Origin of the sequence: Variovorax sp. MHTC-1 (assembly GCF_003984645.1) — a bacterium.
Taxonomy (GTDB): Bacteria; Pseudomonadota; Gammaproteobacteria; order Burkholderiales; family Burkholderiaceae_C; genus Variovorax.
Genome location: NZ_RWKI01000098.1, coordinates 1 through 750, shown reverse-complemented (window position 1 = coordinate 750; position 750 = coordinate 1). Strand labels below are relative to the sequence as shown.

At 67.3% G+C, this 750-nt stretch carries 1 protein-coding gene; it reads left to right on the top strand.

What is annotated here, in order from left to right:
* The coding region (locus EJI01_RS28440; protein WP_148112391.1) for a 2OG-Fe(II) oxygenase at positions 1-747 on the top strand (747 nt) is incomplete at its 5' end.
* Positions 748-750: the final 3 nt, after the last annotated feature.

The window sequence follows — 750 nt, the reverse complement described above, 5'->3', positions numbered from 1 at the left end:
CGCCTGCACCAGAAGTTGCTCGCCGCCTCACCGTTCCCGCACCTGGTTCTCGAGAACATCTTCCACCCGACCCTGCTGGAGCTCGTGGCCGAAGAATTCGACATGCTGCCCGGCGGCGGCTGGGCCGACATCAAGACCGAGTACGAATCGACGCGCCGCTCGGTGCTCGGCGTGGCGCTGGGCCCGGCCTCGCAGCTGTACTTCGACATCATCCATTCCGGCTGGTTCATCGACTGGCTGTCGTCGCTCAGCGGCGTCGACTACCTGCTGCCCGACCCCAAGCTGTTCGGTGGCGGCCTGCACGAAAGCAGGACCGGCGCGACCTTCGCCGTGCACCGCGATTTCAACCGCCACCGCCACCTCGGGCTGAAGAACGAAATGGTCTTCATCACCTATCTCAACAAGGGATGGGACCCGGCCTGGGGCTCGGGGCTCGAACTCTGGGACAAGAAGCAGGACCGCTGCGTGACCACCGTGCAGCCAGAGTTCGGCCGCACCATCCTGCTGCCGCACGGCCCCGCGAGCTACCACGGCCACACCAAGCCGCTGCAGGCGCCGGACGGCCGGCCGCGCCGCTCGGTCGCCGCCTACTACTACACCAGCCCACTCGCCGGCAAGCAGCACGGGGACGAATCGGCCTCGGTCTTCATGAAGACGCACCGCGTCGACCGCGTCAAGGCGTTGGCCCGCATGCTGACGCCGCCTGTGGTCTGGCTGCTGGCGCGAAAGGTCAGCGGGCGCGCCTGAAAA